Below are 24,283 nucleotides of genomic sequence, written 5' to 3'. Positions count from 1 at the left end.
TTCATTAGTGATGACCAAAAGGGGCAATTTTGCCAGCGGGATCGCGTTTCTCAGATCATATTCGAAAAAATTTAGAAACATACTTGCAACATACTATCTGGTCAGACCTATACTCTCGTCACTGGTCTGCTTTCTCTGCCGTATAACAGACCCTACACTTCGCACTTCGTTACACCATGTAACTTTTTTAAATAAAAATAACGCAATGAGGTTATGGTCATGAGCCAGAAAACCCGGTTCACCAAGTCTGCTATCGCAGTGGCAGTGGCAATCGTTTCTACCCAGGCCTGGTCAGCAGGCTTCCAGCTAAATGAATTTTCTTCCTCTGGTCTTGGCCGCGCGTATTCAGGCGAAGGCGCGATTGCGGATGACGCCGGTAACGTCAGCCGTAACCCGGCACTGATTACCATGTTTGATCGCCCTACCTTTTCAGGCGGCGCGGTTTTTGTTGACCCGGATGTAAATGTGTCTGGCCGTTCTGTAATTGGTAATAATGCCAGCCAGGATAATATTGCGCCGACCGCATGGGTGCCTAATCTGCACTTTGTCGCTCCGATTAACGATCAATTTGGCTGGGGCGCTTCCGTCACCTCAAACTATGGTCTGGCAACCGAATTTAATGACAGTTTTGCCGCCGGTTCGATGGGTGGGAAAACCGATCTTGAAACACTGAATCTTAATTTGAGCGGCGCTTACCGCTTAAATAATAGCTGGAGCTTCGGCCTTGGCTTTGATGCCGTCTATGCGCGAGCGAAAGTTGAGCGTTACGCCGGCGATTTGCCGCAGATTATTGGTGCCAATATTCCGGCGCTGGTACGTGCAGGCCAGCTTTCTCCGCAGCAGGCGGCAGCAGTTGGCGCGCAGGCGGGGGGTATCAGCCGTGATACGCAAATTGCCCATCTCAAAGGCGATGAATGGGGTTTCGGCTGGAACGCCGGTATTCTGTATGAAGTGGATAAAAATAACCGCTATGCCCTGACCTACCGCTCAGAAATTAAAGTTGATTTTGACGGCGATTATAAGAGCAGCCTCCCGGCGACGCTGAATCCGGTTAACGCCGCGTTGGGTCTTGGTCTGCCCTACGGTACTGGCGGCTCCACTATTGACGGCTCACTCAGCCTGCATCTGCCTGAAATGTGGGAAATCTCAGGTTATAACCGCGTCGCGCCAAAATGGGCCGTTCACTACAGCATGGCGTATACCAGCTGGAGCCAGTTCCAGGAGCTGAAAGCGAAAGGCGACGGCGGCAATACCCTGTTCTATAAAGATGAAGGCTTTAAGGATTCTTATCGTATCGCACTGGGGACCACCTATTACATGGATGATAGCTGGACCTTCCGTAGCGGTATCGCCTTTGATGACAGCCCGGTTCCGGCCAATCAGCGTTCTATCTCCATTCCTGACCAGGATCGTTTGTGGCTGAGCGCCGGTACTACCTACGCCTTCAACAAAGATGCCTCGGTTGATGCGGGCGTTTCTTACATGCACGGTCAGCACGTTAAATTCGAAGAAGGCCCCTATCAGTTCAAATCTGAAGGTAAAGCCTGGCTGTACGGCGTGAACTTCAACTACGCGTTCTAATCTCCTGCCCGGCGACGCTTGTCGCCGGGTTTTATTGCATCATTTTTGCTATCAGTCCGCGAAATTGTTCGCGCTCCTGCACACTTAATTTTGTCAGAAAAGCCTCGTCAACACCGTCACCAATGGGCCTGCTTCTCTCAAGCAGATGTTTGCCCTGCGGTGTAAGAAAGACAAAACGCCGACGTTTATCAGCAGGATCTTGTTCGCGACGCACCAGCTCGCGGCGCTCCATCCGGCTGAGCATTTCTGCCAGCGTCGCTTTGGTGCTGACTGCTGCTTCCATTAATGCCACCTGCTCAATACCCGGATACTCGCTTATGGCACGCATCACGGCATATTGTGGTTTAGTCAGTTCGGCCAGTTCCTGCTGCCATCTGGCCGTATGCTGTTGAAAAAGCTGACGTAAAAGGTGAAAGGCTTCATCCTGTAATTTCATGGTGGCTCTCTTGTAGGCTTTTTCTTTTATCATAGCGCCTTCGCATGAAGATAAGTACGGTTAGCGCATGAACGAAACGTGCGAGTAAATAGTCAACGTCTTGCCAGTTGCCGTCATCAGGCGTATTTTCGCTGTTAAAGTTCGTACACGAACAATATATTTAATAGCAGGGCAGACTGTTGCCCCCCCTGCACAGGAGAATAAGAAATGGCTTTCGATGATTTACGCAGCTTTTTACAGGCGCTGGACGATCAGGGACAGTTGTTGAAAATCAGTGAAGAGGTCAGCGCCGAGCCGGATCTGGCCGCCGCGGCTAACGCAACGGGCCGTATTGGCGACGGCGCACCCGCACTGTGGTTTGATAATATTCGTGGTTTTACCGATGCCCGCGTGGCGATGAATACCATTGGCTCCTGGCAGAATCATGCGATTTCGCTGGGGTTAGCGCCCAATACTCCGGTCAAAAAACAGATCGATGAGTTTATCCGTCGCTGGGATAATTTTCCCGTTGCCCCGGAACGGCGGGCACATCCTGCGTGGGCAGAAAACAGCGCCGACGGCGATGATATTAACCTGTTTGATATTCTGCCACTGTTTCGTCTTAACGATGGTGACGGCGGTTTTTATCTGGATAAAGCCTGTGTAGTGTCCCGCGATCCGCTCGATCCCGATCATTTCGGCAAACAGAACGTCGGCATCTACCGCATGGAGGTGAAAGGCAAGCGCAAGCTGGGACTACAGCCGGTACCGATGCACGACATCGCGCTGCATTTGCATAAAGCGGAAGAGCGCGGCGAAGATCTGCCGATCGCCATTACCCTGGGTAACGATCCTATTATTACGCTGATGGGGGCAACCCCACTGAAATACGATCAGTCTGAATATGAAATGGCTGGCGCGCTACGTGAAAGCCCCTATCCCATTGCCACTGCCCCGCTGACCGGTTTTGACGTGCCCTGGGGTTCTGAAGTCATTCTCGAAGGCGTGATTGAGAGCCGCAAGCGTGAAATAGAGGGGCCTTTCGGCGAATTTACTGGCCACTACTCCGGCGGACGTAACATGACGGTGGTGCGCATTGATAAAGTGAGCTGGCGCAGCAAACCGATTTTTGAATCGCTGTATCTCGGGATGCCGTGGACCGAAATTGACTATCTGATGGGGCCGGCCACCTGCGTTCCTCTCTATCAGCAACTGAAAGCGGAGTTCCCGGAGGTTCAGGCGGTCAATGCTATGTATACCCACGGGCTGCTGGCGATTATCTCCACGAAAAAACGCTACGGCGGCTTTGCCCGGGCGGTGGGATTGAGGGCGATGACCACGCCGCACGGCCTCGGCTATGTGAAAATGGTGATTATGGTCGATGAAGACGTCGATCCGTTTAACCTGCCGCAGGTGATGTGGGCGCTGTCGTCAAAAGTTAATCCGGCAGGCGATCTGGTGCAGCTACCGAATATGTCAGTGCTGGAACTCGATCCCGGCTCCAGCCCGGCAGGTATCACGGATAAATTAATTATCGACGCCACGACGCCGGTCGCGCCAGACAAGCGCGGTCACTATAGCCAGCCGGTACAGGATCTGCCAGAAACCAAAGCCTGGGCTGAAAAACTCACTGCCATGATGGCTAAGCGTAAATAAGGAGCGAGAGATGATTTGTCCACGTTGTGCTGATGAGCATGTTGAAGTGATGGCAATATCACCGGTGAAAGACGTCTGGACGGTATACCAGTGCCAGTACTGTTTTTATACCTGGCGTAATACTGAACCGCTGCGCCGTACCCACCGCGAGCATTATCCTGAGGCGTTTCGCATGACGCAGAAAGATATTGATGAAGCGCCGATGGTGCCGAGCATCCCACCGCTGCTGGAGGCAGATAAACGCTAAGCAGAAGGCCGCAAACAGGACTGTTTGCGGCCAGACATTTATTCTGAGTCGATATCTTTTAAATCACCCTCAATGGCCTTCGCATTCGGGTTATCCTGCGGCTTCAGCTCGCCACCGTTGGCAATAAAGTCATGCCGCTGGAAATAAGCCTCACGCACCATGATATAGGGGTCGGAAGACTGACGCAGCAGGCCGTCGGAATCCAGCAACTGAGCACGGGTTTCGACGCCTTCCACCGCCCATTTACCCACCGACAGCGGCCATGTGAGCCAGGAGAGAACCGGGTAAGTGGTATCCGCCATATCGCCGACATCTTCACGCAGCGTGAAACTGCCGTAGAACGGTAATTGTAAATAAGGACCGTAACCGACGTCATAATGACCAAGCGTACTGCCGAAGCGATGAGGTTCAACACGCTGCAATTTCGGGTTTGCCATACCGGCTACATCAATAAAGCCGCCCATACCCAGTAGCGTGTTCAGGAAAAAGCGCGTGAAATGCACCATCCCCTGATAAGGATCGCCCTGCAGGAAGTAGTTAACCATCGTGGCGGGTTCTTCAAGGTTGCCGGTAAAGTTACCCAACCCGGTACGTGCAGGCTGTGGCACATAATCACGCCACGCCACCGCGACCGGACGCAGAACATAGGGGTCCACCACGTTAAAGTTGAAGTTATACATGGTGCGGTTGAAGCCCTCAAAAGGATCTGAGCGCCCCTGTTGTTGATCTGTAGAGCTTGCGCAGCCCACCAGTAAAGTAGCGCCTACCGCAAGCGCCGACAGCCGAAAATTCATAGATGTCTCCCTGTAAAATATGGCTATCGCTGTTTGCCATCTGACGGAACGGCTTAAAACCCGCCTTTTCACGTGCAAGCGATTGTATCAGCTCATTTCCTGATGTCCACGCACGCTGGCAATATGGCTGCGACCTCCATTCAGCATAGTCTGTATTTAGCGGTCTGGTTTCGCCGTCGAGTGTAAACATACTTAGAAACATTCTTAACACTATTTATGCTGTCAGGCCAAAAAAATCGCGTTATCTGTGGTCCTCACTCCGGCAAAAAAGCCGCTACGCTTAGAAGATATTTTCAAAGCGGGTGACGTATATGGACAAGTTAGAAGAAGAAAAAATTGGTAAAGAGGAAGACGAGCACGCTGTAGAAAGCGATGAGAACTCACAGGGCAAGGACATTGAAGTGGATGAAGACCGTTTACCGTCCCGCGCGATGGCCATCCATGAACATATCCGCCAGGATGGCGAAAAGGAGCTGGAACGTGATGCAATGGCATTGCTATGGTCCGCCATCGCGGCGGGTCTCTCAATGGGGGCGTCGCTCCTTGCCAAAGGGATCTTTCACGTGCAACTTGAAGGCGTTCCGGGCGGTTTTTTGCTGGAAAACCTGGGCTATACCTTCGGCTTTGTGATCGTCATTATGGCGCGCCAGCAGCTATTTACGGAAAACACCGTCACCGCCGTGCTGCCTATCATGCAGAACCCTACATTGCGCAATATCGGCCTGCTGCTGCGGCTGTGGGGCGTGGTTCTGCTTGGTAACCTGATTGGTACCGGCACCGCCGCGTGGGCATTTGAATATATGCCGGTATTTGACGAGCCGACTCGCGACGCGTTCGTGAAAATCGGGATGGACATTATGAAAAACACGCCGTTTGAGATGTTCGCCAACGCCATCATCTCCGGCTGGATCATTGCCACCATGGTCTGGATGTTTCCCTCCGCTGGTTCGGCAAAGATCGTGGTGATTATCCTGATGACCTGGCTTATCGCTCTCGCGGATACAACGCACATCGTGGTGGGGACTGTTGAAGTACTCTATCTTGTCTTTAACGGTGATCTGCAATGGCATGAGTTTTTCTGGCCTTTCGCCCTGCCGACGCTTGCCGGTAACATTTGCGGCGGGACTTTTATTTTCGCTCTGCTAAGTCATGCGCAAATCCGCAATGACATGAGCAATGCCCGTAAAGCCGAAGCAAAAGCACAGGCTGATGAGCAGGCAAAGCGCAAGAAAGAAGCGAAACACGGGTAAATGGCGACTCTTTGAGCAGTCAGGCGGCAAGATGCTTAACGCAGTAACGAATTACCGTTATACTCTTGCCGCCTTGTCCCCTTAGTTAAATGGATATAACGAGCCCCTCCTAAGGGCTAGTTGCAGGTTCGATTCCTGCAGGGGACACTTTGCTCATTTTCAGCCTACCCCAACAAAAACCACACATCCCGCGCCACGCAAGGCGTTGAGCGATAATTCATATCTTTCCACTTCCAGCAAATAACTCCCATAAACACAACATTCAATGTCCCTTCATGGTGCGGCAAATACCTGACGACGTGCGGTCGGAGTAGGAGTGTGTAACGTAAGGCAGTGACATCCCTGATAATCACACCATTGATGAAACTATTTCTGGGGGCGTTATGGCTACGACTCACCCGGTATTTTCCAGCATGGCCGAGCATAAACTTGAGACTGTTGACACTCTGTGTAGTGCTTAATTTGATGAGCATCTCATTCAGGAGAAGCGCAAAAAACGCCAGGAGAGAGCACCGGTAAATCTGACTCGTCATCTGGTATGGATGCAAACGTTATGGTTATAATCCCTGGCACTGTCTTAGCGGATGTAGAAACGAATATGGCAAAATTAACCTTACAAGAGCAGATGCTTAAAGCGGGACTCGTCACCAGCAAAAAAATGGCGAAAGTGCAGAGAACCGCTAAAAAATCGCGGGTTCAGGCGCGTGAAGCACGAGAAGCGGTGGAAGAAAATAAAAAGGCACAGCTGGCGCGTGATAAGCAATTAAGCGATGAGCAAAAGCAGGCCGCCTTATCAAAAGAATATAAAGCGCAGATCAAACAACTCATTGAAATGAATAAAATTGTTATTGCCAGAGGCGATATTGGCTATAACTTTACGGACCACAATGTCATAAAAAAAATCATTGTTGATAAAATGACGCAGGCGCATTTGATCAATGGTCGCCTTGCCATTGCTCGTCTGATGGCTGACAACAGCACCGAGAGCGAATACGCGATCATACCTGCAAGCGTGGCCAATAAAATTGCCCAGCGCGATGCAAGCTACATTGTATTCAGTAGCGAGCTGAGTCAGCAAGCGAAGGACGAAGACGACCCCTATGCCGATTTTGTCGTGCCTGATGATTTGATGTGGTGATGGCTAATGTACCGGGCACAAGTCCCGGTCAGGCAGAGATGATATTCACCTCTGCTTGCGTTCAGACCTGAAATTATCGAGCACGTTAGCAGAGAAAACAGATGTCGGCGATGAAATCAGGCTGACAGTATCTATTTTTACTTATTGGTAACAACCCCCAGCCAGCCCTTATCACTGCTGATTTTACACACAATCCTTTTAGCCCGTAGTTCTAAATTTATTCCTATAATGCCTGCCCCCCTCTCGTCTTTATGACAAATTTCGTTTTAAGTTCTTTTGACTACGAAAACGATTGTCAGGAGGACAATATGAAAAATACTTCTCCCGTGCAGGAGAAGGTCAGTTGGATTGGCTATCTGGCTTTTTTTGTCACAATCATCTTTTTTTCGGGTATGTTCGCCAAAAGCAGCGAATGGTGGCGGGTATTTGATTTTACGGTCCTGAACGGCTCTTTTGGGCAGATCAACGCGGCGGGTGAAAAAGCACTTTCTTTCCGGGGTGCTGGTGGTACCGGCGCAAAAGATGGCTTTCTCTTTGCGCTGGAACTGGCCCCTTCCGTTATTCTCTCGCTGGGCATTATTTCTGTAACTGAAGGTCTTGGTGGGCTGCGTGCAGCACAACAGTTAATGACTCCCATTCTGCGCCCGTTGCTGGGTATCCCCGGTATTTGTTCTCTGGCATTGATTGCCAACCTGCAAAATACTGATGCTGCCGCAGGGATGACCAAAGAACTGGCGGAAGAAGGGGTTATCTCCGAGCAGGAAAGGGCTATTTTCGCTACATATCAAACCAGCGGCAGTGCCATCATCACCAATTACTTCTCCTCGGCTGCCGCGCTTTTTACCACCATTACTGTTCCGGTTATTACGCCGCTGGCGGTGATCCTTGTATTTAAATTTATTGGAGCAAATCTGCTCCGGGCCTGGATTGCACAGATAGAACGCCGTCAGTCAGGGGAGGCATAACATGACCGTACAAACTCGCAAAAATATAATGGACCTCTTCACCGACGGGGCGCGGCGCGGTTTCACTATTGCAACGACCAGCTTGCTGCCTAATGTCGTTATGGCGTTCGTGATTATCCAAGCACTCACGGTCACTGGTTTATTGGATATTGTCGGTAAAATTTGTGAACCGGTGATGGCCCTCTGGGGCTTACCGGGCGAGGCAGCAACAGTTCTGCTGGCGTCTGTTATGAGTATGGGCGGAGGCGTCGGTGTATGTGCCAGCCTGGTCGTCAAGGGCGTGTTAACTGGCCATGATGCGACCGTTCTCCTGCCCGCCATTTATTTGATGGGTAATCCGGTACAGAACGTGGGCCGCTGCCTGGGTACTGCTGGCGTAAAGCCCAAATACTATCCACACATCATTGCTATCTGCGTTATTAACGCCCTGCTCTCCCTGTGGGTGATGCAGGCACTGGTTTAAAAGGAGACCTACATGGATTTGTCAGTGCTGGGGCTAAAACTCTTTCGTCAGGGAACGGTTTACTCCCCTGATCATCTCGGCATCCGGGATGTTCTGGTTGCCGGCGGCAAAATCGTCGCGATTGAAGCCAATATCGACCCGCAAGGGCTGCCTGATTGTGAAGTCATTGAACTGAACGGTGCGATTCTGTGTCCGGGATTTATCGATCAGCATGTTCATTTGATTGGTGGCGGTGGAGAAGCCGGGCCTCATACCCGCACGCCTGAGGTCCGCTTATCACATCTGATTAAAGCCGGTATTACTTCGGTGGTGGGCCTGTTGGGAACCGATGGCATTACTCGTCATCCTGAATCATTACTCGCCAAAACACGTGCGCTGGAAAATGAAGGCATCAGTGCGTGGATGCTCACTGGCTCCTACTCCCTTCCTTCTGTCACGGTTACCGGCAGTATTGATCGTGATGTGGCGCTGATTGATAAAATCATCGGCGTGAAATGCGCGGTCTCCGATCACCGCTCTTCCGCACCGCAAAGCAGCGAGCTGGCCAATATGGCCGCGCAGTCAAGAACCGGTGGACTTCTGGGAAGTAAAGCAGGTATCAGCGTCTTTCATATGGGCGACAGCCCACGGCTGCTGGAACCCCTTTATGACGTGTTGCAAAATTCTGATGTTCCGATCACCAAGCTCCTGCCCACGCACGTCAACCGCTCGGAAACCCTCTTTTTAGCGGCGCAGCATTTTGCCCGGGAAGGGGGTTATATTGATATTACCAGCAGTATTGATGCTCCCATCGATCCGGCATTAGCCATTGTTACCGCGCTGAATGACAAGGTGCATCTGTCACGTCTGACATTAAGTTCTGACGGCAACGGTAGCCAGCCGGAATTCGATGAAGAAGGCAACTTAATCGGCTTTGGGGTAGCTGGTTTTGACTCAATGCCAGCCACGGTCCGCCAGTTGGTGCAGCAGCACCATATTCCGCTGGAAGTAGCGCTGCATCCATTGACGCGTAACGTTGCTGAGTTCCTGGGGTTTGCGCATAAAGGCCAAATTGCATCGGGCTGTGATGCGGACCTGGTCGTACTAAATGATGACCTGTGCGTGCAGGACGTCTGGGCAAAAGGCAGAGCCATGATGCGTGACAGCATCGTCTGCGTTAAAGGAACCTTTGAGTAAAAACCGCCCATGGCGAGGGCGTTATGGCCTTCGCCATTCCTGGCTGAGCGCATCCGGGCTAGTCACTTTTTTCACACTTTCACACATACATAAGTTAAATGTATAGGTTCGCTGGATAGCGATTTATCACTGCACGAAATCAAAGTGTCGCCGATATGAGACACTCATAAGTAACTAAATTTAAATAGAAAATTGCCCCTTGTCACCGTACTTTTTTAGGCGTACATTAGCCCCCGTATTGCGTTAAGAGACGCAAAATTCCGGGGTGATGCTGGGGTCAGAAAAGAGATAAATCTCAATTCGAAACGGCGGTAGCGTCAGCTCTCTATACTCAGTGAGCCTTGTTCTTTTGGCGTATCGATGGATGCGCGGAGCGATGAAACGTGAAATATTTTTTTATGGGCATTTCGGTGATGGTAATTGTCTGGGCCGGAACATTTGCCTTAATGATCTGAGCAAAAATGAGTGTAAAAAAAGCGCCTGACGGCGCTTTTTTCATTCCTGCCCGGCGCTTTCCGCCATACTCCTCGGGTTAAGCGCAAGCAGACCATCCGCTCTGAACATCGCTTTAATACCGCGCACCGCCTGACGAATACGATCACGGTTTTCGATCAGCGCGAAACGGACATGCGTATCACCATAATCACCAAAGCCAATACCAGGCGAGACGCAAACCTTCGCATCCTGAAGCAGCTTTTTGGCAAACTCCAGCGATCCCATTGCAGCATATTGCTGCGGAATTTTGGCCCAGACATACATGGAGGCTTTAGGCATCTCTACCATCCATCCGGCTTCGTGCAGGCCTTTTACCAGCACGTCGCGACGGCGTTTATACTGCTCAGCAATATCCTTCACGCACTGCTGATCGCCTTCCAGTGCGGCAATGGCTGCCACCTGAAGCGGCGTGAAGGTACCGTAGTCGTGATAGCTTTTGATCCTTGCCAGCGCGCTGACCAGAGTTTTATTGCCCACCATGAAACCAATACGCCAGCCCGCCATATTGTAACTTTTTGACAGGGTGAAAAATTCCACCGCCACATCCCGCGCCCCGGGAACCTGCATAATTGACGGGGCTTTCCAGCCATCATAGACGATATCGGCATAGGCCAGGTCATGCACCACCAGCACGTCATAACGTTTCGCCAGGGCAACCACTTTTTCAAAAAATTCCAGCTCCACGCACTGTGCGGTAGGATTGGAAGGGAAACCGAGGATCATCATTTTCGGTTTCGGATAGCTTTCACGAATGGCGCGCTCCAGTTCGTTAAAAAAGTCCACGCCTTCCACCAGCGGGACAGAACGCACCTGAGCGCCGGCAATCACCGCGCCGTAAATGTGGATCGGATAGCTCGGATTCGGTACCAGTACCGTATCACCATGATCGAGTGTCGCCAGCATCAAATGCGCCAGCCCTTCTTTCGAGCCTATCGTCACAATGGCTTCACTTTCCGGATCAATTTCCACCGCATAACGATCCTGATACCAGCGCGAGATAGCGCGGCGCAGACGCGGAATGCCGCGTGAGGTGGAATAACCGTGCGTATCGGGACGCTGCGCCACCGTGCAGAGTTTCTCAACGATATGCGGCGGCGTGGCTCCATCCGGATTTCCCATGCTGAAATCGATAATATCTTCACCGCGCCGACGCGCAGCCATTTTCAGTTCAGCCGTAATATTGAACACATAAGGGGGAAGACGATCGATACGCGTGAAACGGCGTTCAGGAGTGAACTCAGCCATAAATACCTCAGATTACGTTAGCGCCCGGACCGTCCGAGCGACGCGGCCACCGATGTGGCACAACAAGAAAATAACCTGAAAAAAATCTCGCTGTCGAGAGGGGAAGCTAAAAATAATCACCTCAGACTAAAACCGGAAGCGAGAAAAAGTAAATGACAAAAATCAGGATGTATTTATGGTTAAATGAAATATTTATTTAACACAACAGCATAAAATTATTTACTTAAAATTTTGCGTTAACAGCCGCTTTGCCAGCTTGCATGCACCGCCCCTACAATCCCCTTTTATTTTTGTGGTATTTCCCTGTTTTCAAAAATACATCTTGCTGGTCATCTGCTCGCAGGTTTTTTATCATAGTGTTATCACACGTTTTACATGGTTACCCCATGCACGAAATATTCACTATGCTGCTGGCAGTATTCGATCGCGCGGCATTAATGCTTATCTGTTTGTTTTTCCTGATAAGAATCCGCCTTTTTCGCGAGTTACTGCATAAATCAGCGCACACACCGCAGGAGTTGCTGGCGGTTACCGCCCTCTTTTCTCTCTTTGCCCTGTTTAGCACCTGGTCGGGTGTGCCGGTAGAAGGTTCTCTGGTAAACGTGCGGGTGATCGCCGTAATGTCCGGTGGGATTCTGTTTGGGCCGTGGGTGGGGATCATTACCGGCATTATTGCCGGCACTCATCGATATCTTATTGATATCGGTGGCGTCACGGCGGTTCCCTGCTTTATCACCAGCATCATTGCCGGGATTTTTTCCGGTTTAATTCATCAAAAGGTGCCCAAGGCGCAGCACTGGCGCATCGGCATCCTCGGGGGAATGCTGTGCGAAACGCTTACCATGATCCTCGTCGTGATATGGGCTCCTACGCTGCCGCTGGGTATGGATATCGTCTCCAAAATCGGCATTCCCATGATCCTTGGCAGCGTTTGTATTGGCTTTATTGTCTTACTGGTGCGCAGTGTGGAAGGTGAAAAAGAGGCCAGCGCCGCCCGCCAGGCCAAGCTGGCGCTGGAAATTGCCAATAAAACGCTACCGCTGTTTCGCAATGTGAATATCGAGTCTCTGCGTCAGGTCTGCGATATTATTCGTAATGATATTGATGCCGATGCGGTTGCTATTACCAATAATGATCGCGTGCTGGCCTATGTGGGCGTCGGTGAGGATAACTACCATGATAATGACGACGCCATTAGTCCCACCACCCGCCAGGCAATTAATTCCGGCAAAATCATTATTAAAAACAATGACGAAGCGCACCGCACCCCTGAAATTCACTCTATGCTGGTGATCCCTCTGTGGGAGAAAGGTATTGTGACCGGAACGCTCAAGATTTATTATTGCCATGCCCATCAGATCACGTCGTCCTTACAGGAGATGGCCATTGGTCTGTCGCAGATCATTTCCACGCAACTGGAAGTTTCCCGCGCCGAACAACTGCGGGAAATGGCCAATAAGGCAGAACTGCGCGCTCTGCAAAGTAAAATCAATCCTCATTTTCTGTTTAACGCCCTGAATGCGATTTCTTCAATGATTCGCCTGAATCCGGATACCGCGCGCCAGCTCATTTATAATCTTTCCCGCTACCTGCGTTATAACATTGAGCTGAATGACGACGAGCACATCGATATCAAAAAAGAGCTGTATCAGATTAAAGATTACATTGCGATTGAGCAGGCGCGGTTTGGTGACAAGCTCACGGTGATTTATGACATCGACGATGAAGTAAGCTGCGTTATTCCAAGTCTGCTGATCCAGCCGCTGGTGGAAAACGCTATTGTTCACGGTATTCAGCCCTGTAAGGGTAAAGGCGTAGTGACCATTGCGATTGCCGAGTGTGGCAACCGGGTGCATATTAGCGTGCGTGATACCGGGAACGGCATCGATCCACAAGTGATTGAGCGTGTGGAGGCCAATGAAATGCCGGGCAATAAAATCGGCCTGCTCAACGTCCATCACCGGGTCAGATTGCTGTATGGCGAAGGGCTACATATCCGCCGACTGGAGCCGGGTACTGAAATCGCTTTTTATGTGCCCAATCAGCGTACAACACTTGCCGCCCCAGCCACCTTGCTGACCTGACCGGAGAAAACGATGAAAGTTATTATTGTCGAAGATGAAGTTCTGGCGCAGCAGGAATTGAGCTGGCTTATCAAAACGCACAGTCAGATGGAGATCGTCGGGACATTTGATGATGGGCTTGATGTGCTGAAATTTTTACAGCACAACAAGGTTGATGCCCTGTTTCTTGATATCAATATCCCCTCGCTGGATGGCGTACTGCTGGCGCAAAATATCAGCCAGTTCGCGCACAAGCCGTTTATCGTGTTTATTACTGCCTGGAAAGAGCACGCGGTAGAAGCGTTTGAACTTGAGGCGTTTGACTACATTCTGAAGCCTTATCAGGAGTCGCGGATTATCACCATGCTGCAAAAGCTGGAAAATGCGTGGCAGCAACAAACGGGTACCGGGGTCGCTCCTCCCCTCACTCGCGAAAATGACACGATCAACCTGATAAAAGACGAACGCATCTACGTCACCAGCATCAACGATATTTACTACGCTGAAGCCCATGAAAAAATGACCTTCGTCTATACCAAACGTGAATCCTGGGTGATGCCAATGAACATCACCGAGTTTTGTAGCAAGCTGCCCGCGTCACATTTTTTCCGCTGTCACCGCTCGTACTGTGTGAACCTGAATAAAATTCGCGAGATAGAGCCGTGGTTTAATAACACCTATATTTTGCGCCTGCGCGACCTTGAGTTTGAGGTGCCGGTCAGCCGCAGCAAGGTGAAAGAGTTTCGCCAGCTTATGCACCTGTAAATATTCACCGGCGGGAACACGGTCCCGCGCGGCGTATTTTACAGCGTTTGGCCCAGCGTCTGGCGCAGATGCGCACCGGAGCCCAGCAGACCTGGGTTATCATGGACAATCAGATATACCGGGATATCCTGAACATAGGCTTTAAAACGGCCTTTGTCTTCAAAGCCGCCACGGAAACCTGACGCTTTAAAAAATTCCAGAAACCGTGGCACAATGCCACCGGCAATATACACGCCGCCAAAGGTACCCAGCGTAAGCGCCAGGTTGCCACCAAAACGCCCCATGATGACGCAGAACAGGGATAACGCACGGCGACAGTCAATGCAGCTGTCTTCCAGTGCACGGGTGGTAATATCTTTCGGCTGTAAGTTTTCCGGCAGGCGTCCGTCAGATTTCACAATCGCCCGGTAGAGATTTACCAGTCCTGGTCCGGAAAGAACGCGCTCGGCGGACACATGACCCAGCTCAGCCCGCAGTTCTTCGAGAATAATTGCCTCTTCTTCGCTGTTTGGCGCGAAATCCACGTGACCGCCCTCACCCGGCAGGCTGACCCAGCGTTTATCAACGTGCACCAGATGTGCCACGCCAAGCCCCGTCCCCGCGCCATAAACGGCAATCGGCTTGCCCGAAACCGCCTCGCTACCGCCAAACTGAATCAGATGTTCAGCTTTCAGCATCGGGATCGCCATGGATACGGCAGTAAAATCATTAATGATTTCCAGATGCGCGAAGCCGAGATTTTTTTTCATTTCAGCAATGGAGAATGCCCAGGTATGGTTGGTCATTGCCACCCAGTCGCCGGTAATCGGACAGGCGATAGCGATACAACCGTCTTCAACCTCAACGTTATGTTCTTGCAAATATACGCGTACGACCGCTTCAAGGCTGGGGTAATCCAGACCTGAATAGGTTTTCGCCTGGGAAATCTCGCCGCTCGTCACGTCACATAACGCCAGACGCGCGTTCGTGCCTCCCACGTCCCCCACTAAAGCATACTTTGTCATTCTTTTACTGCTCCGCTAAAGTCAGAATAAATCTTTTGGCACACTGTAAATTCATGGCGAGCTAACAACAACGTCCATATTCTAAGTGCCCCTGGATTATAGATCTGTGTCACATAATAACTTTACCGTTTCAGCACCATTTGCACTAACCCTATGTCAAAGTGTGGGCAAAGTGATGCCCGAATTCAGCTAAAAGGAAATCATCATGCTCCACCCGCGAGCCAGAACCATGTTGATACTGTCTGTGCCTGCCCTTTGCATCGGGGTTGCCTCCAGCTTGATCCTGATAGTCATTATGAAAATTGCCGCCGTGCTGCAGTTTGTCCTGTGGACGAGTGTACCAGCCCGTCTGGGCGTGGCGCTGGATTCCTCCTGGTGGATAGTGCTCATTCTGACGCTGACCGGGGCGGCGGTGGGTGCAGTCATCCATTATAGCGCAGGGCATGGCGGCCCCGATCCTGCCACAGAGCCACTGATTGGTGCGCCAGTACCAACTATGGCACTGCCGGGTCTTATCATTGCGTTAATTCTCGGGCTTGCCGGAGGCGTCAGCCTCGGACCAGAACATCCGGTAATGGCAGTCAATATTGCGCTGGCCGTCGCATTGGGTACGCGATTTCTCCCACGGGTGAATGCCCTGGACTGGACAATTCTCGCTTCAGCGGGGACCATCGGCGCACTATTTGGTACGCCCGTTGCCGCAGCGCTGATTTTTTCACAGACTTTAAGCGGCAGTAACGATGTGCCGATGTGGGATCGGTTATTTGCTCCCCTGTTGGCCGCCGCTGCCGGAGCGTTGACCACCGGCCTCTTTTTTCATCCTCAGTTTTCGCTGGCCATTCCTCATTACACTCAGCTTAAGCTCATTGATATTGTCAGCGGAACCGTGGTGGTAGCCATCGCGATTGCCGTAGGTATGATTGCCGTCTGGTGTCTGCCTCGCCTGCACGCGCTCATGCACCGGCTTAAACATCCGGTGCTGATTCTGGGCATCGGGGGGTTTGCGCTTGGTCTGCTGGGTGTTATTGGCGGTCACATTACGCTATTTAAAGGTCTGGATGAAATGCAGCAATTGGGCTTTAGCCAGACGCTCAGTGCATCTGACTTTTTACTGATCGCCCTGGTAAAACTGGCCGCGCTGGTTATTGCCGCTGCCTGCGGATTTCGTGGTGGGCGCATTTTCCCTGCCGTCTTTGTTGCCGTAGCGTTGGGGCTGGGACTACACGCCCATGTTGATGCAGTGCCCGCGGCCATTACCGTTTCCTGTGCCATTCTGGGACTGGTACTGGTGGTCACACGCGACGGCTGGCTGAGCCTTTTTATGGCGGCGGTGGTCGTGCCGGACACCACCCTGCTACCGCTGCTGTGTATCGTGATGCTGCCGGCATGGCTACTACTGGCCGGTAAGCCGATGCTGATGGCACACCGCAAGAAAGAATGATGAACGTGCAGGATAATTACGGAAAATAATTCTTACCCTGTATTTTCTGACCCGTCTGATTTTGTGAACGCTGCCGGGTAATTTATCGGGAAAGCGTGTACTGTGTAAACGCATACATTTGTCTTTCGATAAGGATAACAGCATGGTTTATCAGGCAAATCCCACACGTTATGAGACGATGGAATACCGTCGCTGCGGGCAGAGTGGGTTAAAACTTCCGGCGGTATCACTGGGGTTATGGCATAACTTCGGCGACGCCACGCTGGTGGAAACAAGCCGCCAGCTTCTGCAACACGCCTTCGATCTGGGTATTACGCATTTTGATTTAGCCAACAACTATGGCCCGCCTCCGGGATCGGCAGAGAGCAACTTTGGGCGCATCCTGCGCGAAGACTTTTTGCCTTACCGCGATGAACTGATTATCTCATCTAAAGCTGGCTATACCATGTGGGAAGGCCCCTATGGTGACTGGGGGTCACGTAAATATCTGATTTCAAGCCTTGACCAAAGTCTCAAGCGTATGGGGCTGGAGTACGTTGATATTTTCTATCACCACCGTCCTGATCCTGAGACACCGCTGAGTGAAACCATGCGCGCGCTGGATCATATTGTGCGACAAGGGAAAGCGCTTTACGTTGGTCTTTCCAACTACCCGGCCGAACTGGCGCGTCAGGCGATAGATATCCTTAACGATCTCGGTACGCCATGCCTGATTCATCAGCCCAAATACTCGATGTTTGAGCGCTGGGTAGAAGAGGGATTGCTGGACGTTCTTGAAGACAAAGGCGTGGGCAGTATTGCCTTCTCTCCACTGGCGGGAGGGCTGTTAACGGACCGTTATCTCAATGGTATTCCCCCAGATTCCCGCGCCGCCAGCGGCAGTCGCTTTTTGAATCCTGAGCAAATCACGGAAAGTAAAGTCGCTAAAATCCGCCAGCTCAACGCGCTGGCGGAAAAACGCGGACAGAAACTTTCGCAAATGGCGCTCGCCTGGGTGCTACGTGGCGACCACGTCACCTCGGTGTTGATCGGTGCCAGCAAAACCGCACAGCTTGATGATGCTGCGGGTATGCTTAAGAACCGTCACTTTAGCGAACAGGAATGCGCAGACATCGATGCCATCCTGAATCGTGCGGACTGACACTTTTTTTAACAAAAAATGCGCCTTCAGTGACTTTAAGAGTTAATCGGATGCTACGGGGCTTTACGGCCCCGTAATATTTGTTTAACAGGCCGCTATCATCCCGGCCGTGAAGGAGAAAATTATGTTCAGGTCGCTGATTCTGGCTGCTGTTCTGGTAGCCTCTACCGCCCCGCTTATCGCCAGCGCGGAGGAAATTACTCTGTTGCCCTCTGTGAAATTGCAGATTGGCGATCGCGATCGTTCAGGTAATTACTGGGACGGCGGTCACTGGCGCGATCGTGATTACTGGCATCGTAATTATGAATGGCGGAAAAATCGCTGGTGGCGGCACGAACCTCCACGTTATCGCGGGTGGGATGACCGTCGGGCTTATGAACGAGGGTATCGCGAGGGATGGCACGATCGTAACGATCGCCGGGGTCCGCCAGGGCGCGGCCATCACGGACATCATCATTAATATCACGCCGTGGTCTACCTCAGGCCACGGCGCATTATCAGGCTAAATCCAGTAACGTTCCCACCAGCAACCAGCCATTCAGCACCACCACCAACACCACAATGGTCCAGCCGGTACGCTTAATCAACGTGCTGTTCACCAGCTCTCCCATTAATTCACGGTTACTGGTAAAGACCAGCAACGGCACAAGGGCTAATGCAATCCCAAAACTGAGAAGTACCTGGCTCATCACCAGAATGCGGGTGGGATCAAGCCCCATAAGGATGACAATAAAGGAAGGCAACATGGTTACCGTGCGGCGTACCCACAGCGGAATATGGAAACGAATAAACCCCTGCATCACCACCTGCCCGGCCAGCGTCCCGACGACGGTGGATGACAGGCCGGCCGCCACCAGACTCAGGCCAAAGACCGTCGCCGCTGCATGGCTAAGCAAGGGTTCCAGCGTCAGATACGCCTCTTCAAGGTCGGCAATGCCGGTATGGCCGTTAAAATGAAACGCGGCGGCTGCGGTTGCCATCATCGCCAGGTTAACAAACCCGGCAATGGTCATCGCAAAGGCTACATCCCAGCGCGTGGCGGAATAGCGCTCTTTGCGTGTACCGGCATGCTGATTTTGTGTCAGCGAGGAATGCAGGTAAATAACGTGCGGCATAATCGTTGCGCCCAGCACGCCAGCCGCGAGAAACACCGCATCGGTGCCCGGTAGCGAAGGAATAATCATGCCGCGCGTCAATGCAGCCATCTCCGGGCGGGAGAAGATCAGCTCAACAATATCCGCGGCCGCAACAAACAGCAGCAGCCCGCCAATCACCATTTCCAGCGGCTTTTGCCCACGACGCTGTAGCATCAGAATTAAAAAGGTCGCAATGCCCGTCAGTACCGCCCCCTGTAACAGAGAGACTCCAAAAAGCATCTTAAAGCCGATTGCCGCACCGATAAACTCCGCAAGATCTGTCGCCATGGCGATAATTTCCGCCTGCACCCAGTAAAACCACACCAGCGGCCGGGGATAATGATCGCGAATTTGTTCCGCCAGGTTTTTGCCGGTGGCGATTCCCAGCTTGGCGGACAGCACCTGAATCAGCATCGCCATCAGGTTGGCCCATACCACCACCCACAGCAACTGATAGCCAAAACTCGCTCCCGCCTGAATGTTGGTCGCGAAGTTACCAGGATCGATATAGCCAATAGCGGCAATAAAAGCGGGCCCCATCAGCGCCAGCCTTAATCTGCGCCCGGCCTTACCGGTAGTACTATCAACGCGACTGTTGCTCATTCTTTGCCTCTGAAATATAGCCTTTGCTATGTTTCATGCTATCAAAATGAGAATGATTATCAAGATCATTTATAACGTTGAAATTGATTTCTCTGATAGGCCGAAACAATAGCCGGGCTGGATGTCTGGTAGGATGGTATTTGTTTTAGTTATTGGCACTAATGTTAACAGAGTAGTACATCAACGCAACTTTTCACCATTTTGAGCGACATAATTAAAATGTCTGGTAGATCACTATTTTTGAGATTGCTCACAGGAACTTACTATATTGCGGGTTTGATCTCGTTTTCTTTGGTGTTGTTACATAGAATGTGCACGAAAACTAAACCTGCCTCATATTCGGAGCAAATATGTCCGCCGTTCTGCACTTTATTCTGGCGTTAGTCGTTGTTGCGCTGCTCGCTCTGCTGGTCAGCAGCGACCGTAAAAAAATTCGCATTCGCTACGTCGTTCAACTTCTGGTGATTGAAGTTTTACTGGCCTGGTTCTTCCTTAACTCAGACATTGGCCTGGGTTTTGTGAAAGGCTTCTCCGAAATGTTCGAAAAGCTCCTCGGCTTTGCGAACGAAGGGACTAACTTTGTCTTCGGTAAAATGAATGATGAAGGTCTGGCATTCTTCTTCCTGAAAGTGCTGTGCCCCATCGTCTTTATCTCTGCGCTGATCGGTATTTTGCAGCATATTCGCGTGCTGCCAGTAGTGATTCGTGCGATCGGTTTCCTGCTCTCCAAAGTCAACGGCATGGGTAAGCTGGAATCTTTTAACGCCGTCAGCTCGCTGATCCTCGGGCAATCTGAGAACTTTATCGCCTATAAAGACATTCTCGGCAAGATGTCGCGCAACCGGATGTACACCATGGCGGCAACTGCGATGTCAACAGTATCCATGTCTATCGTGGGTGCGTATATGACCATGCTTGAACCTAAGTATGTTGTCGCCGCGCTGGTGCTTAACATGTTTAGTACCTTTATCGTGCTGTCGCTTATCAACCCTTACCGCGTTGACGCGCACGAAGAAAACATCCAGATGTCAAACCTGCACGAAGGTCAGAGTTTCTTCGAAATGCTGGGCGAATACATTCTGGCAGGCTTTAAAGTAGCAATTATTGTTGCAGCGATGCTGATCGGCTTTATCGCGCTGATTGCCGCGCTGAATGCCCTGTTTGCGACAGTTACCGGTTGGTTTGGCCACAGCATCTCCTTCCAGGAAATCCTTGGTTATATCTTCTATCCGGTAGCCTGGGTAATGGGTGTGCCGGCACACGAAGCGTTGCAAGTGGGTAGTATTATGGCCACCAAACTGGTGTCGAACGAATTCGTGGCGATGCTGGATCTGCAAAAAGTAGCGGCAACCCTGTCTCCACGCTCTCAGGGCATCATCTCTGTCTTCCTGGTGTCGTTCGCGAACTTCTCGTCTATCGGGATTATCGCGGGTGCGATTAAAGGTCTTAACGAAGAGCAGGGTAACGTAGTTTCCCGCTTTGGCCTGAAGCTGGTTTACGGTTCAACGCTGGTGAGCGTGTTGTCCGCGTCTATCGCTGCACTGGTACTGTAATTCGCATTTCCTTTTAAGCCGGGACACGTTCCCGGCTTTTTTACGCCCGTCGTTTATCCCACGCCATAAAAAGCGTATGCCTCGCCATTATGGCAATCAGCGCGATGAAGAAATAATGCCGAAAGGCGTTGTCTGTTTTATCTGACGGAATAAAAAAACCCCCGCCACAGGCGAGGGTCTGAATGGTGGTGGAGCTAAGCGGGATCGAACCGCTGACCTCTTGCATGCCATGCAAGCGCTCTCCCAGCTGAGCTATAGCCCCACATCATCTTTACGCACCAAATCTGATGGGAGCAGAATTTGGTGGAGCTAAGCGGGATCGAACCGCTGACCTCTTGCATGCCATGCAAGCGCTCTCCCAGCTGAGCTATAGCCCCGTTGCGTAAAGCTTGTCGAGTAGACGGGCGGCATAATATGAATTCCCTTGGCCAGTGTCAACGGCAAAATAGGTTTCCCCCTTTCGTTTGCTGAAAAAGCAGGCAAACCCAAATGCGGTTGCGAGCCGCCTCGCAGCACACCATTAATCTTGTGCCCCTTTCCTGTAAAATGATGCTATAACATGAACTACTAATTCCACACACCTGGTCAGGGAATAGTATGATCAAGGAACGAATGACGCCGGACGAAATCGCGAGGCTTACCGGCTATAGCCGGCAGACTATTAATAAGTGGGTACGCAAAGAGGGATGGGAAACCTCACCCAAACCAGGCGTACAGGGTGGTAAAGCACGACTAGTTCACGTAGATGGAAATGTGCGGGAATTTATTCATAGCGCCCGGCGGGCGTCAGACAACACCGCAACCTATCATGCGGCGGTCAATGATACCTCGTTTGACATCCTGCTCCTTACGCTTGCCAACGAAATGACCGAGACCGAACAAAAACAACTCACATCACTTTTATTACGTGAAGGCATCACTGGTTTGCTGGAACGACTTGGAATTCGTAGCCCGTCATCATGATCACACTACAAAGCAAAATGACAACGGTTGAACTGGCGGAATGCCTTGGCATGGCAACGCAAACCATCAACCGATGGGTCCGTGAACAAAACTGGCGCACAGAGAAAATTCCGGGTGTGAAAGGTGGACGAGCAAGGTTGATCCATATTGATCAGCAGGTGTGCGAGTACCTGACGAATGTCCCGGCGCTGCGCAAACATACTATTCCTTTACTGGCTCACGATGTGGGACTGGAATACGGTGCTGTCGATACAGAAAATCCGCTGCATCAAATTTATCAGATTTTGCAAAATTTAACGCCAAATGAGCAACGGCAGCTTTGGGCCTTTCTGGCGCGGGAAGGAATTCGTGTTTTTCTGCATCGTCTGGGGATTGTCAGCGACGAAGACTAAACGCGAAGCCCGGGAATGCCTAAACGTTCCCGGGCATGATTCTGCGATTATTGCTGGCTTTCACGCCCGGCAATAAACGTCAGCGCTTTATTGATGCGCTCAATACTGCGCGTCTTGCCAATAGCATGGACCGTTACGTCCAGCGCCGGAGACTGCCCTGCTCCCGTTACCGCTACGCGTAGCGGCATCCCCACTTTGCCCATGCCAACGTCCAGCTCGTCCGCTGTCGCCTGAATCGCATGGTGCACGTTTTCAGCAGACCAGTCGGTAAGCGCGGAGAGTTTATCGCGCACCACTTCCAGCGGCTGGCGCGCCACCGGGCGCAGGTGTTTTTTCGCCGCGTCCGCATCAAACTCAGCAAAATCTTCATAGAAATAACGGCAGCTCGCCGCCATTTCTTTCAGCGTTTTGCAACGTTCGCCCAGCAGTTTGACCAGTTCACTGAGCTGCGGCCCGGTGCGGGTATCAATATTTTCCTGCTCAATATGCCACTGCAAATGAGTCGCGACATACTCTGGGGCCAGGGTATTGATATAGTGATGGTTCAGCCACTGCAATTTTTCGGTGTTAAACGCGCTGGCAGATTTGCTGACCGCGCCGAGAGAAAACAGCTTAATCATCTCTTCACGGCTGAAGATTTCCTGATCGCCACTGGACCAGCCCAGACGCACCAGATAGTTCAGCAGCGCTTCCGGCAGGTAACCGTCGTCGCGATACTGCATCACACTCACCGCGCCGTGGCGCTTGGAGAGTTTTTTGCCGTCGTCGCCGTTGATCATCGAAACGTGCGCGTACACCGGCACCGGCGCATTCAACGCTTTCAGGATGTTGATCTGGCGCGGCGTGTTGTTGATATGGTCTTCACCACGGATCACATGGGTAATTTGCATATCCCAGTCGTCAACCACAACGCAGAAGTTATAGGTTGGAGAACCATCGGTACGGCGAATAATCAGATCGTCCAGCTCCAGGTTGCTGAACTCAATCGGACCACGGATCTGATCGTCAAAAATAACGGAACCGTCCTGCGGGTTAGCAAAACGCACCACGCACGGTTCGTCATCCGCATGATGTTCATGACCGTGGCGGCAGCGGCCGTCATAGCGCGGCTTTTCGCCTTTCGCCATTTGTTCTTCACGCAGCGCTTCCAGACGCTCTTTAGAGCAATAACACTTATAGGCAGTGCCCGCTTCCAGCATCTCATCAATAACGGCGTTGTAGCGATCGAAGCGTTTGGTCTGATAGTACGGGCCTTCATCCCACTCCAGGCTCAGCCAGTTCATCCCATCCATAATGGCTTCTATAGCTTCAGGAGTAGAGCGTTCAAGGTCGGTATCCTCAATACGCAGTACAAACTCACCGCCGTGATGACGGGCAAAAAGCCAGGAGTAAAGAGCAGTACGTGCACCACCGACATGCAGATAGCCGGTCGGGCTGGGCGCGAAGCGCGTTTTGATTTTCATGAAAAGGCCTTACGTTTATAAAGATGCCGACAACCGGCAAATCCTGAAAAAATGCGTGGCAGATATTCTATCACTCCCGCCTGATTCCTCAATGTTGTTACCGCCGCAAGCGCGTGCTTTGCTGTTTTTGTTTATAAATCATGCTGAATCTGACTCCTAATCATAGATTTGTTTAATTTTACGACGAACGAACAATTTCTTTAGAAAATGCGTTGACTCATTTTCAACTCTCCCTATAATGCGACTCCACACAGCGGGGGTGATTAGCTCAGCTGGGAGAGCACCTCCCTTACAAGGAGGGGGTCGGCGGTTCGATCCCGTCATCACCCACCAC

Annotated in this window: 23 protein-coding genes and 4 tRNA genes; 19 read left to right on the top strand and 8 right to left on the bottom strand. The window is 51.4% G+C overall.

The window, feature by feature from the left end:
* Positions 1-219 precede the first annotated feature (219 nt).
* A complete protein-coding gene (fadL, locus tag CHU32_RS25030; RefSeq protein WP_103674439.1) occupies positions 220-1,581 on the top strand; it encodes a long-chain fatty acid transporter FadL in 1,362 nt (453 codons plus the stop codon).
* A 31-nt stretch (positions 1,582-1,612) separates the two neighbouring features.
* Here fadL and CHU32_RS25025 read toward each other — a convergent pair whose 3' ends face one another.
* Positions 1,613-2,017, bottom strand: coding sequence for a MarR family winged helix-turn-helix transcriptional regulator (locus CHU32_RS25025; protein ID WP_103674482.1), 405 nt, complete (start codon positions 2,015-2,017; stop codon positions 1,613-1,615).
* Between the two features lie 207 nt (positions 2,018-2,224).
* Between CHU32_RS25025 and CHU32_RS25020 the strand changes: the two genes are divergently transcribed.
* Both CHU32_RS25020 and CHU32_RS25015 read left to right on the top strand, forming a co-directional pair.
* Entirely contained in the window at positions 2,225-3,652 is a 1,428-nt protein-coding gene (locus CHU32_RS25020) for a non-oxidative hydroxyarylic acid decarboxylases subunit C (RefSeq protein WP_103674440.1), read from the top strand.
* Positions 3,653-3,662: 10 nt separating this feature from the next.
* A complete protein-coding gene (locus CHU32_RS25015) occupies positions 3,663-3,899 on the top strand; it encodes a non-oxidative hydroxyarylic acid decarboxylases subunit D (RefSeq protein WP_103674441.1) in 237 nt (78 codons plus the stop codon).
* Between the two features lie 38 nt (positions 3,900-3,937).
* On the opposite strand, the gene mlaA is transcribed toward CHU32_RS25015, so the two are convergent.
* On the bottom strand, positions 3,938-4,693 hold the full coding sequence (mlaA, locus tag CHU32_RS25010; protein ID WP_103674442.1) for a phospholipid-binding lipoprotein MlaA: 756 nt from the start codon (positions 4,691-4,693) through the stop codon (positions 3,938-3,940).
* 311 nt (positions 4,694-5,004) lie between these two features.
* On the opposite strand from mlaA, the gene CHU32_RS25005 reads away from it, so the two are divergent.
* The 7 genes from CHU32_RS25005 (at position 5,005) to ypdK (ending at position 10,140) form a co-directional block, all read left to right on the top strand.
* Positions 5,005-5,943 carry a formate/nitrite transporter family protein gene (locus CHU32_RS25005; RefSeq protein ID WP_103674443.1) on the top strand — a complete coding sequence of 313 codons (939 nt, stop codon included), beginning with the start codon at positions 5,005-5,007 and terminating at the stop codon, positions 5,941-5,943.
* A gap of 75 nt (positions 5,944-6,018) precedes the next feature.
* Positions 6,019-6,090: transfer RNA gene (locus CHU32_RS25000), tRNA-Arg, on the top strand.
* Positions 6,091-6,541: 451 nt separating this feature from the next.
* Entirely contained in the window at positions 6,542-7,081 is a 540-nt protein-coding gene (locus CHU32_RS24990; protein ID WP_103674483.1) for a DUF2058 domain-containing protein, read from the top strand.
* A gap of 308 nt (positions 7,082-7,389) precedes the next feature.
* Complete coding sequence (locus CHU32_RS24985) at positions 7,390-8,046, top strand: nucleoside recognition domain-containing protein (protein WP_103674445.1); 657 nt, start codon at positions 7,390-7,392, stop codon at positions 8,044-8,046.
* A 1-nt stretch (position 8,047) separates the two neighbouring features.
* The gene (locus CHU32_RS24980) at positions 8,048-8,509 is read left to right on the top strand and encodes a YjiG family protein (RefSeq protein WP_103674446.1); all 462 of its coding nucleotides are present in this window, start codon (positions 8,048-8,050) and stop codon (positions 8,507-8,509) included.
* 12 nt (positions 8,510-8,521) lie between these two features.
* Complete coding sequence (iadA, locus tag CHU32_RS24975; RefSeq protein ID WP_103674447.1) at positions 8,522-9,685, top strand: beta-aspartyl-peptidase; 1,164 nt, start codon at positions 8,522-8,524, stop codon at positions 9,683-9,685.
* A gap of 383 nt (positions 9,686-10,068) precedes the next feature.
* Entirely contained in the window at positions 10,069-10,140 is a 72-nt protein-coding gene (ypdK, locus tag CHU32_RS24970) for a membrane protein YpdK (protein WP_099458783.1), read from the top strand.
* Positions 10,141-10,180: 40 nt separating this feature from the next.
* Here ypdK and alaC read toward each other — a convergent pair whose 3' ends face one another.
* Complete coding sequence (alaC, locus tag CHU32_RS24965) at positions 10,181-11,425, bottom strand: alanine transaminase (protein WP_103674448.1); 1,245 nt, start codon at positions 11,423-11,425, stop codon at positions 10,181-10,183.
* Between the two features lie 386 nt (positions 11,426-11,811).
* On the opposite strand from alaC, the gene CHU32_RS24960 reads away from it, so the two are divergent.
* Both CHU32_RS24960 and CHU32_RS24955 read left to right on the top strand, forming a co-directional pair.
* Positions 11,812-13,509, top strand: coding sequence for a sensor histidine kinase (locus CHU32_RS24960; protein WP_103674449.1), 1,698 nt, complete (start codon positions 11,812-11,814; stop codon positions 13,507-13,509).
* Positions 13,510-13,521: 12 nt separating this feature from the next.
* Positions 13,522-14,253, top strand: coding sequence for a LytR/AlgR family response regulator transcription factor (locus tag CHU32_RS24955; RefSeq protein ID WP_103674450.1), 732 nt, complete (start codon positions 13,522-13,524; stop codon positions 14,251-14,253).
* A 38-nt stretch (positions 14,254-14,291) separates the two neighbouring features.
* Here CHU32_RS24955 and glk read toward each other — a convergent pair whose 3' ends face one another.
* Positions 14,292-15,257: a glucokinase gene (gene glk / locus CHU32_RS24950; RefSeq protein ID WP_103674451.1), complete on the bottom strand. Its 966-nt coding sequence runs from the start codon at positions 15,255-15,257 to the stop codon at positions 14,292-14,294.
* A gap of 205 nt (positions 15,258-15,462) precedes the next feature.
* Between glk and CHU32_RS24945 the strand changes: the two genes are divergently transcribed.
* From CHU32_RS24945 to CHU32_RS24935, 3 genes are all read left to right on the top strand, one after another.
* On the top strand, positions 15,463-16,698 hold the full coding sequence (locus CHU32_RS24945) for an ion channel protein (protein WP_103674452.1): 1,236 nt from the start codon (positions 15,463-15,465) through the stop codon (positions 16,696-16,698).
* 142 nt (positions 16,699-16,840) lie between these two features.
* The gene (gene mgrA / locus CHU32_RS24940) at positions 16,841-17,839 is read left to right on the top strand and encodes an L-glyceraldehyde 3-phosphate reductase (RefSeq protein WP_103674453.1); all 999 of its coding nucleotides are present in this window, start codon (positions 16,841-16,843) and stop codon (positions 17,837-17,839) included.
* Between the two features lie 124 nt (positions 17,840-17,963).
* Positions 17,964-18,299: a DUF2502 domain-containing protein gene (locus tag CHU32_RS24935; RefSeq protein WP_103674454.1), complete on the top strand. Its 336-nt coding sequence runs from the start codon at positions 17,964-17,966 to the stop codon at positions 18,297-18,299.
* A gap of 37 nt (positions 18,300-18,336) precedes the next feature.
* Here CHU32_RS24935 and CHU32_RS24930 read toward each other — a convergent pair whose 3' ends face one another.
* On the bottom strand, positions 18,337-19,578 hold the full coding sequence (locus CHU32_RS24930; protein ID WP_103750945.1) for an Nramp family divalent metal transporter: 1,242 nt from the start codon (positions 19,576-19,578) through the stop codon (positions 18,337-18,339).
* 350 nt (positions 19,579-19,928) lie between these two features.
* On the opposite strand from CHU32_RS24930, the gene nupC reads away from it, so the two are divergent.
* Complete coding sequence (nupC, locus tag CHU32_RS24925) at positions 19,929-21,131, top strand: nucleoside permease NupC (protein WP_103674456.1); 1,203 nt, start codon at positions 19,929-19,931, stop codon at positions 21,129-21,131.
* A gap of 186 nt (positions 21,132-21,317) precedes the next feature.
* On the opposite strand, the gene CHU32_RS24920 is transcribed toward nupC, so the two are convergent.
* Positions 21,318-21,393: transfer RNA gene (locus CHU32_RS24920), tRNA-Ala, on the bottom strand.
* Between the two features lie 39 nt (positions 21,394-21,432).
* A tRNA-Ala gene (locus CHU32_RS24915) sits at positions 21,433-21,508 on the bottom strand.
* Positions 21,509-21,728: 220 nt separating this feature from the next.
* On the opposite strand from CHU32_RS24915, the gene CHU32_RS24910 reads away from it, so the two are divergent.
* Together CHU32_RS24910 and CHU32_RS24905 are read left to right on the top strand one after the other, a co-directional pair.
* The gene (locus tag CHU32_RS24910) at positions 21,729-22,094 is read left to right on the top strand and encodes a YfeC-like transcriptional regulator (protein ID WP_103674457.1); all 366 of its coding nucleotides are present in this window, start codon (positions 21,729-21,731) and stop codon (positions 22,092-22,094) included.
* Complete coding sequence (locus CHU32_RS24905; RefSeq protein WP_103674458.1) at positions 22,091-22,486, top strand: YfeC-like transcriptional regulator; 396 nt, start codon at positions 22,091-22,093, stop codon at positions 22,484-22,486. The genes CHU32_RS24910 and CHU32_RS24905 overlap by 4 nt, the downstream gene beginning before the upstream one ends.
* Before the next feature lie 47 nt (positions 22,487-22,533).
* Here CHU32_RS24905 and gltX read toward each other — a convergent pair whose 3' ends face one another.
* Positions 22,534-23,949 carry a glutamate--tRNA ligase gene (gltX, locus tag CHU32_RS24900; protein ID WP_103674459.1) on the bottom strand — a complete coding sequence of 472 codons (1,416 nt, stop codon included), beginning with the start codon at positions 23,947-23,949 and terminating at the stop codon, positions 22,534-22,536.
* 257 nt (positions 23,950-24,206) lie between these two features.
* Between gltX and CHU32_RS24895 the strand changes: the two genes are divergently transcribed.
* Positions 24,207-24,282: transfer RNA gene (locus CHU32_RS24895), tRNA-Val, on the top strand.
* Position 24,283 lies beyond the last annotated feature (1 nt).

It is taken from the genome of Superficieibacter electus (assembly GCF_002915575.1).
GTDB classification, from domain to species: Bacteria; Pseudomonadota; Gammaproteobacteria; order Enterobacterales; family Enterobacteriaceae; genus Superficieibacter; species Superficieibacter electus.
This window is presented reverse-complemented; position numbering and strand designations above follow the sequence as displayed.

Excerpts from the sequence above, each read along its gene's own strand:
- CHU32_RS24910 (WP_103674457.1), top strand. The coding sequence starts at position 21,729 with ATGATCAAGGAACGAATGACGCCGGACGAAATCGCGAGGCTTACCGGC.
- CHU32_RS24980 (WP_103674446.1), top strand. The coding sequence starts at position 8,048 with ATGACCGTACAAACTCGCAAAAATATAATGGACCTCTTCACCGACGGG.
- mlaA (WP_103674442.1), bottom strand. The coding sequence starts at position 4,693 with ATGAATTTTCGGCTGTCGGCGCTTGCGGTAGGCGCTACTTTACTGGTG.
- mgrA (WP_103674453.1), top strand. The coding sequence starts at position 16,841 with ATGGTTTATCAGGCAAATCCCACACGTTATGAGACGATGGAATACCGT.
- CHU32_RS24955 (WP_103674450.1), top strand. The coding sequence starts at position 13,522 with ATGAAAGTTATTATTGTCGAAGATGAAGTTCTGGCGCAGCAGGAATTG.
- CHU32_RS24905 (WP_103674458.1), top strand. The coding sequence starts at position 22,091 with ATGATCACACTACAAAGCAAAATGACAACGGTTGAACTGGCGGAATGC.
- CHU32_RS24930 (WP_103750945.1), bottom strand. The coding sequence starts at position 19,578 with ATGAGCAACAGTCGCGTTGATAGTACTACCGGTAAGGCCGGGCGCAGA.
- alaC (WP_103674448.1), bottom strand. The coding sequence starts at position 11,425 with ATGGCTGAGTTCACTCCTGAACGCCGTTTCACGCGTATCGATCGTCTT.
- glk (WP_103674451.1), bottom strand. The coding sequence starts at position 15,257 with ATGACAAAGTATGCTTTAGTGGGGGACGTGGGAGGCACGAACGCGCGT.
- CHU32_RS25025 (WP_103674482.1), bottom strand. The coding sequence starts at position 2,017 with ATGAAATTACAGGATGAAGCCTTTCACCTTTTACGTCAGCTTTTTCAA.
- CHU32_RS24985 (WP_103674445.1), top strand. The coding sequence starts at position 7,390 with ATGAAAAATACTTCTCCCGTGCAGGAGAAGGTCAGTTGGATTGGCTAT.
- CHU32_RS24960 (WP_103674449.1), top strand. The coding sequence starts at position 11,812 with ATGCACGAAATATTCACTATGCTGCTGGCAGTATTCGATCGCGCGGCA.
- fadL (WP_103674439.1), top strand. The coding sequence starts at position 220 with ATGAGCCAGAAAACCCGGTTCACCAAGTCTGCTATCGCAGTGGCAGTG.
- CHU32_RS24945 (WP_103674452.1), top strand. The coding sequence starts at position 15,463 with ATGCTCCACCCGCGAGCCAGAACCATGTTGATACTGTCTGTGCCTGCC.
- CHU32_RS25005 (WP_103674443.1), top strand. The coding sequence starts at position 5,005 with ATGGACAAGTTAGAAGAAGAAAAAATTGGTAAAGAGGAAGACGAGCAC.
- CHU32_RS24935 (WP_103674454.1), top strand. The coding sequence starts at position 17,964 with ATGTTCAGGTCGCTGATTCTGGCTGCTGTTCTGGTAGCCTCTACCGCC.
- gltX (WP_103674459.1), bottom strand. The coding sequence starts at position 23,949 with ATGAAAATCAAAACGCGCTTCGCGCCCAGCCCGACCGGCTATCTGCAT.
- CHU32_RS25020 (WP_103674440.1), top strand. The coding sequence starts at position 2,225 with ATGGCTTTCGATGATTTACGCAGCTTTTTACAGGCGCTGGACGATCAG.
- CHU32_RS25015 (WP_103674441.1), top strand. The coding sequence starts at position 3,663 with ATGATTTGTCCACGTTGTGCTGATGAGCATGTTGAAGTGATGGCAATA.
- iadA (WP_103674447.1), top strand. The coding sequence starts at position 8,522 with ATGGATTTGTCAGTGCTGGGGCTAAAACTCTTTCGTCAGGGAACGGTT.
- CHU32_RS24990 (WP_103674483.1), top strand. The coding sequence starts at position 6,542 with ATGGCAAAATTAACCTTACAAGAGCAGATGCTTAAAGCGGGACTCGTC.
- nupC (WP_103674456.1), top strand. The coding sequence starts at position 19,929 with ATGTCCGCCGTTCTGCACTTTATTCTGGCGTTAGTCGTTGTTGCGCTG.